Source organism: Pseudomonas sp., from assembly GCF_050739995.1.
Classification (GTDB): domain Bacteria; phylum Pseudomonadota; class Gammaproteobacteria; order Pseudomonadales; family Pseudomonadaceae; genus Aquipseudomonas.
In genome coordinates this window covers 1-6,609 of record NZ_JBOICG010000360.1, presented here as the reverse complement: position 1 = coordinate 6,609, position 6,609 = coordinate 1, and the positions used below count along the sequence as shown (strand labels likewise).

General features: G+C 53.4%; 7 protein-coding genes and 1 pseudogene. 3 read left to right on the top strand and 5 right to left on the bottom strand.

Translation table 11 applies throughout. From position 1 onward, the window contains the following. The coding region (locus tag ACRESD_RS12035; protein WP_431751097.1) for an NAD(P)H-dependent oxidoreductase at positions 1 to 533 on the bottom strand (533 nt) is incomplete at its 3' end. On the opposite strand from ACRESD_RS12035, the gene ACRESD_RS12030 reads away from it, so the two are divergent. Next, positions 526 to 1,095, top strand: a complete 570-nt coding sequence (locus ACRESD_RS12030) for a MerR family transcriptional regulator (protein ID WP_431751096.1) — start codon at positions 526 to 528, stop codon at positions 1,093 to 1,095. The two genes, ACRESD_RS12035 and ACRESD_RS12030, sit on opposite strands and share 8 nt — an antisense overlap. Positions 1,096 to 1,625: 530 nt before the next feature. On the opposite strand, the gene ACRESD_RS12025 is transcribed toward ACRESD_RS12030, so the two are convergent. The 4 genes from ACRESD_RS12025 to ACRESD_RS12010 all read right to left on the bottom strand — a co-directional run bounded on the left by ACRESD_RS12025 (position 1,626) and on the right by ACRESD_RS12010 (position 5,267). Continuing rightward, positions 1,626 to 2,450, bottom strand: a complete 825-nt coding sequence (locus ACRESD_RS12025; RefSeq protein WP_431751095.1) for a methyltransferase domain-containing protein — start codon at positions 2,448 to 2,450, stop codon at positions 1,626 to 1,628. Positions 2,451 to 2,466: 16 nt separating this feature from the next. Next, positions 2,467 to 2,859, bottom strand: coding sequence for a hypothetical protein (locus ACRESD_RS12020; RefSeq protein WP_431751094.1), 393 nt, complete (start codon positions 2,857 to 2,859; stop codon positions 2,467 to 2,469). A gap of 25 nt (positions 2,860 to 2,884) precedes the next feature. Continuing rightward, positions 2,885 to 4,075 carry an NAD(P)/FAD-dependent oxidoreductase gene (locus tag ACRESD_RS12015; protein ID WP_431751093.1) on the bottom strand — a complete coding sequence of 397 codons (1,191 nt, stop codon included), beginning with the start codon at positions 4,073 to 4,075 and terminating at the stop codon, positions 2,885 to 2,887. Positions 4,076 to 4,427: 352 nt separating this feature from the next. Beyond that, positions 4,428 to 5,267, bottom strand: a complete 840-nt coding sequence (locus tag ACRESD_RS12010) for a class I SAM-dependent methyltransferase (protein ID WP_431751092.1) — start codon at positions 5,265 to 5,267, stop codon at positions 4,428 to 4,430. A 455-nt stretch (positions 5,268 to 5,722) separates the two neighbouring features. On the opposite strand from ACRESD_RS12010, the gene ACRESD_RS12005 reads away from it, so the two are divergent. Together ACRESD_RS12005 and ACRESD_RS12000 are read left to right on the top strand one after the other, a co-directional pair. After that, complete coding sequence (locus ACRESD_RS12005) at positions 5,723 to 6,316, top strand: fasciclin domain-containing protein (RefSeq protein ID WP_012724510.1); 594 nt, start codon at positions 5,723 to 5,725, stop codon at positions 6,314 to 6,316. A gap of 55 nt (positions 6,317 to 6,371) precedes the next feature. Continuing rightward, positions 6,372 to 6,609: pseudogene (locus ACRESD_RS12000) on the top strand (RNA polymerase subunit sigma-70); the annotation flags it as partial.

Here is a 6,609-nt window from a genome sequence, read left to right as displayed (position 1 = left end):
CTGCGCAGATGCCTGGCCCCCAGTCCCAGAATGTCATCGACAGCCGATGGGTCGAAACCTTCCATAGGCGTCGCGTCGACTTCCTCGGAGGCCGCGGCGATTAAAGCCGAACCGAGGCCAATATAGGCTTGACGCGCAGCCGCTTGATAATTGGCCTCCTGTCCACGCTCGGCGACTATACCGAGGAGCATTTGACGGTAGTTTTCCCAGTCCTGGTTGACGCTACCCCGTACAACATTAGTCAAGTCGAACATCATGTTGACACGCTCAGGCGTGATGTCGTCCCAAGCGGCGAACACCAGCAGATGAGAGCAGTCGGTAACCTGAGACTGATTCCAGCTGACCGCCTTAATCCTTTCGCGAATTTGCGGATTGGTCACCACCAGCAATTCAAATGGCTGGAGCCCGCTCGACGTCGCCGTCAGTCGTACCGCCTCCAGAATTCGCTCTAGCTTTTCAGCAGGTACTGTCTTGGACGAATCGTACTTTTTCGTCGCATAACGCCACTTCAGCAACTCGGTTATTTTGCTCATTTCTCATATTCCACGTAGGTCAACGGTCTTTATCGAGCCCAATCCGATTGCTTTCCAGATTACGCTTGCGCTTATACTGCGGCTTAAAGTCAACTTGAAGGTCAAGCAAAAAATGAAGATAGGCGAGATTGCGCGCCGCACAGGCCTTGCTGCTTCAGCAATACGGTACTACGAGGAGCAAGGCCTACTGGAGGCCCCCACGCGCGACACGAACAACTATCGCTATTACAGCGAATCCACCATTAAACGCTTGGAAGTCGTGATCCATGCGCAAAGGCTGGGATTTTCTCTCGACACGATTCGTAGCCTTTTCCTTCATGACGGGAGCTGCTCCAAATCCCTCACCTTGGAACAGATCAATGTACGCCTGGGGGAAATTCAGCAAATCGAAGCCACCCTAACCGTACAGCGTGAGGAGTTGTTGATGCTGCAACGAGTCCTCGAAGAAAGCCTTCGGACTGGCATCGACCCTGGAATGCCTTGCCCACGCAGCGCTGAGCGATTTCAACCTGATCGAGCCGCAGTAACGCGAAGCAAACACATGATGGCTACCTACAAATAAGGAGGCAGAGTTGATCGGCCCCGCATGATTTACTGCGTAGCGATCAACTGACCGGCCAATTCCTCTCGATGATCATCGCAATAAACAGCACCCAAGAAATCACTAGCAATACCGTACCTGCAATCCATCGCAACCCCATTAACCCAGTCCAATTCCAGTTGTATGCCCCTCCCTTCTATCACCAAAAAATTAACCTGCATGTAGGCGATTTCCCAAGCTTTCGTGATATCGATAGCTCACTGCTTGAGGAAGTCAGGAACCTTTTTCTTAATATGGAATCAGTGCTGGACGCTTCAACATCAACGGTTTAATAGGCTCCCAGCATGATCTTGAGAAACGCCTTCCTATGCATTGCGCTTGTTGCCGCCGGATTCTTCGCTGGATACGCTGCAAAGCCAACAAGCGGAATACAAGTCACAGCAGGTCAGCTCATAAACTGTGGAAAGGTGACCATTCCTACTGTTGAGATGTGATCTCTTTGTAGGTCCGCTCACAGGTGAGATGCGTTCTTTTTGTGCTGTCATAAATACTCAGACGGTAGCGAGAATAAAGATCCGTTTGAACGGAAACAACGTTCGTCCATTCCCCTCTGGCGGGTAATGCTCATGAACCAGTTTCAGGAAGTGATCCAGGAAACACTGTCGCTCGACCTCATCCAGTGCCAAAAGCACCGGCCGTAGCGCCGAAACCTTGACCCAATCGAAAATCGGCGACCGACCTTCCACCACTTGTAAGTGTTCGGTTTCCCAGATATCCAAATCCTTGGTCAGTGGTGCCAACAGACGGTAATAACAATCCAGCGATAGCACCGGGCGCTCAGCCATGAACTGACGTAACTCCGTAGTACCCAATGGGCCGCCATCGAGTCCTGCGTGCTCAAGGGTTTCGAGCATCAGTTGATACCACAACGCGTCGCGCCAATTAGGCATGTGTGCGGCTAGACAACCTCCGGGGTTGAGTTGTCGCAGCAGCCGTGGCAGCAACACGTCGTGACCATTGATGAAATGCAGTACTGCAGCAGCAAACAGTAGGTCGGCAGGTTGCTCTGCCTGCCAGCTCTGTAAGTCGCTTTTGTTCCAGAGGGCCTTGATCGGCAGATAGCTGGCCTCACCAAGCATCTCCGCCGAGCTGTCGACCCCCGTCAGATCGGCTTGCGGCCAGCGCTTGGCCAGGAGATGAGTGGCAATGCCAGTTCCGCATCCCAGGTCATAGATGCGTTCTAGATGTTCCAAGCAAATATGGTCTAGTAACTCGACCACCGGACGCTCCCTTAGTCGAGCGAATTTCAGATAGGCCTGAGGATCCCATTGAGTACTATCAGGCCTTGCCGTGGACGGCTGAGGCTTAATGTTCATACGTGATTCCTTTCGATTAGAGTTGTCTTCCAATGACATTCAAGGTTCTGAGGACCAGTGCCACGCCACGGCGGGTGTCCGTTTCGCGTAGGAGCGACAGCAACCCATAGAGGTTGGGAGGCACTGCCTCTGCTGCAGTCTCGGCGGTGGCCATGCGTAGCGCATTGCCCAGACTCCAGGTGACGACGGTGGTGCTCTCGAACAACCGGGCGAGTTTTTCCACAGTCGCCAGGTCAAGCAGGTCGACGGTGTCGGAGATCAGTGACAGCAGGTCGACCAGGTTATCCAAGCGTCCACCATCCAGAAGTGGTTTCAGTTTTTCCAGTAAGGCCTCGATCCCAGAACTGTGGTCTAGCGAGTCGGTATTAACATCTGCACTCTTTGCAGATGACTCATTGAGGACATCCATGTGTATTTACTCCTCCCTGTGCAGGTCAAAGCATTCCGCGAGCCACAGCCCAGTAAAGGCCGCGGTTGAATCCATTGCGCAGAAGGCCACCAAGTTTACTTGGCGGGGTCGGCATCACGTCGTGGGCATAGTTGTACCAAAGTGGCATCCCAGCATTTAGGCCCATCTGCGCCACAGCTTGGACGCGCCCGTCATACACTGCATTGGGGCTACCCAAGCGGATTTCAGCGGCAATATTGTTGGCGATCACCGGCGCCTGGTTGTGGCAAGCCCCACCCGCCTTACTGACGGGTAGATCGACCGTGTCGCCGATCACATAAACGCCTTCGAGCCCATAGACCTGTAGCGTCTCATGATGAGTCGGTAGCCAACCTTCATTGTTCTGAGCCTGTGAAACGCCGGACTCAAGCACCACGTCAACTGCACGAATCGGCGGAGTCGCCATCAGAATGTCGAACGGCTGTTCATCCCCCTCTTCCGAGTAAGCCATTCGTTGTTCCGGGTCGACTCTGCTCAGTGTGAAGCCCCGTTGAAAGCGAATATTCTTCTGCTCGAAGATCCCCGGCAAAATCTCGCCGATGGGTCGTTGCAGGAATAAACAATTGCGCAACAACTGGGCAGTGGTGGGATAGGTGTAAATGATTTCTACCTTGTCCCGGACGCCGCGACGACGAAGGAAGTCATCAAGCATCAACGTGGTTTCGATGGGAGCGATGCCGCACTGATGCGGTACATTGGGGGTCTGGGGAAAAGAAACCGTGACAAAAATTCGACCTTTTTTAATGGTGCTTAACCGTTGAGCCAGTTGTCGTGCTGGTTCGTATTGGTAGAAGTGGTCACCGGCCTCCTTGAGTCCTTCGATACGTTCCGGAGCAGGTACACAACCGGTGGCGATCACCAGAAAATCATAGCCATGACGCTTGCCACTAAGGGTTCTCAACTCTTGCCTGGCAAAGTCGAAACGAATCACTTCGTCGACTTGAAAATCTATTTCCGGACGCAACAATGAGCGCTCTGGACGTTTGAGTTCCTCCTGAAAAAAAAGATTGAACGCAACGTACATGAAAGCGGGTTTGTAGAAGTGCTCCTCAGCGTTAGAGAGCAGGACGATCTGCAGCTCCCCCCGCAGAATTTCAGGGTAGAGCTTGGTGACTAATTGATTGGCAAGCATCGTACCGCCCATGCCACCGCCGACAATGATTATCCGCGTCTGCATGTTCCACCCTCCATGGTGTATGCAATATCCATTCGACATGAAGGTAGTCGAGAACGGCGGGCGGCAAGGACGAAGTGGCGATAACAAAAAACTCATTATTCGCCAAGTGAATATGCTCTTTACAAGACGCCAGAAATTGTCCTTGATTTCTTAAGTAATGGGCGACCGATTTTGACTGTTAGCTGCCTTTCTCGAACCATAGCAATTGGTTGAAAGCGGACGTTCAACAATTTCGTCTGCTTGGCCAAGTACCCCCTACCCTTGCCATAGCCTGGGCCGCCGGGCTTTTTCATGCTCTCCAGAAACTACAAAGCCCGCATCAGCGGGCTTGGATGAGTGAGCATTCACGCTGTCAGCTCAAACGCTTTACAGCCTGCAAGGTGTAACTCAGCGGCAGTCGCCAGGGTTTTTCGTTCAGACGCCACTCACCGTCATCCTGGGAGAAGGTCATCTGATCGGGTATGGCGGGCCAGGGAACGCTTTGATGTTCGACCAGGCCAGTAATGTCCAAACCATGCGCCAGTAGTGCCGTGATGATTTCCCCAAGGCCGTGGTTCCACTGATGGGTAACCGAGGCCTTTAGCGGCTTATCGACTTCGGTTTCGACGTAAGTATTGGCATCGTCCCAGACCAAAGGTTCTTTGCGTTCGAAATACGGCAGCTCGATGCATAGCGGTGATGCTTCGTTGGTTTCGTCGATCGACCACAGCATCGGATGGCCCTCGCGGATGAACAAACGGCCGCCGGGATTGAGCAGTTCGCTGACATTGCGTGCCCAAGCGTCAATATCGGGTAGCCAGCAGAGGGCGCCGATGCCGGTGTACACCAGATCGAAGCTGTTTTTAGGCAGCACCTGAGAAGCCTTGTATACATCGGACTCGACGAACTGAATGCTTGCCCCTGCGCGTTTACTCAGCTCTCGGGCCTGTTCCAATGACGCTGGGGAAAAGTCCAGCCCGATGACATCTGCACCCTTACGGGCCAACGACAAGGTGTCGGTACCTATGTGACATTGCAGATGCACTGTGCGCAAACCCTTGATGTCACCCAGCAGCGGCAGATCGAAACGAACGACATCGGAAATATAGTCTGGATTGTCGACAAAATTCTGAGCCGCATAATCCTTTGAAGCCGCGTGCAGAGGCGCGCGCTCGTCCCAGTTGGCTTGGTTGAGGTGAAGGTAGTCACTCATGGGCCGGACTCCTGTCGGTCATTGTAAGGTGGGCCGCAGACTAGCGCAGAGGATTCAAACGGGTCTTTAGGAAATGTGTAAGCACACCAGCCACCCGAAACCGGGCGGCTTCGGTAGGTGACTTGTCCAGACGCTGACGGTACATGATCCATTTATGCCACAGCACAGCGCGGGGCTGGACTATTCCAAGGACAGCATCCGGCCGATTCTGTTGAAAATTGCCGCAGGCCAAATCGGGGAGCTACTTTTTCAACAGAATCGGCCAAAAGCAGCCGTTCACAAAAAACACCTTCTAGCTGGAATATGGCCACCTTGCTTAAGAAGCAGTGGTCACTGGATCGCGTAACTTCGAGATCATAAAAAAACTGAGGTACTGCATCCATTCCGAACGCCGCCACGTATATCAAGCACGGACAGACTTTCCTGGCCGAATCTCCTCATAAAGGATCATCGCGATGAAAAGCATTTCGATCAAAACGCCATTGATAGTGGGCCTCCTGACCTTGGCGGCAGGTAGCGGCTTAGTGTTCAACGCGGCACAGGCAGCGACGATGAGCCACGACAGCGTAATGGTAGGCGGGCAAAGCATGTTGCCAAGCAAGGACATCGTTGATAACGCAGTAAATTCCGCTGATCACACGACCCTGGTCGCCGCTGTCAAAGCTGCCGGTCTAGTCGACACTCTCAAGGGCAAAGGTCCCTTTACCGTGTTCGCACCGGTCAATTCAGCCTTTACTGCTTTGCCCGCTGGAACCGTCGATACGTTGCTGAAGCCGGAAAACAAGGCAACCCTCAGCAAGATCCTCACTTACCACGTTGTGAGCGGCAAACTGGACATGGCCACCCTTGCCGAAAAGATCAAGGCCGGTGGCGGCAAGGCTGAACTTACCACTGTCTCAGGAGGCAAGCTGTGGGCAATGATGAATGGCCCGCACAACATCACCATCAAAGACGAGAAGGGTAACGTCGCCGACATCACCACCTATGACGTGTACCAGTCGAACGGTGTGATACAGGTCATCGATAAGGTGCTGATGCCGAAAAGTTGACTGACATCGCCGGTCGCCATCCGCAGGATCGGCGAGTTTTCCGAGGAGCCCACCCGTGAATGGAACAACAGCGCGCCGTGGGCTAACCTCTGGCTGCAATCGACATTTAGCACCTCACGACTCAATCGTTTGGAGAAAGGCTATTCCAATCGCCGACATCGACCAACTCAAACACCTTTTAGCCCAGTGCTCACTGGGTGATCGACGCGCATTTGAAACGCTGTATCGTAGCGTGAGTCCGCGCTTGCACGGCGTGGCTTTGCGGCTCATGGGACGTTCGGATCTCGCTGAAG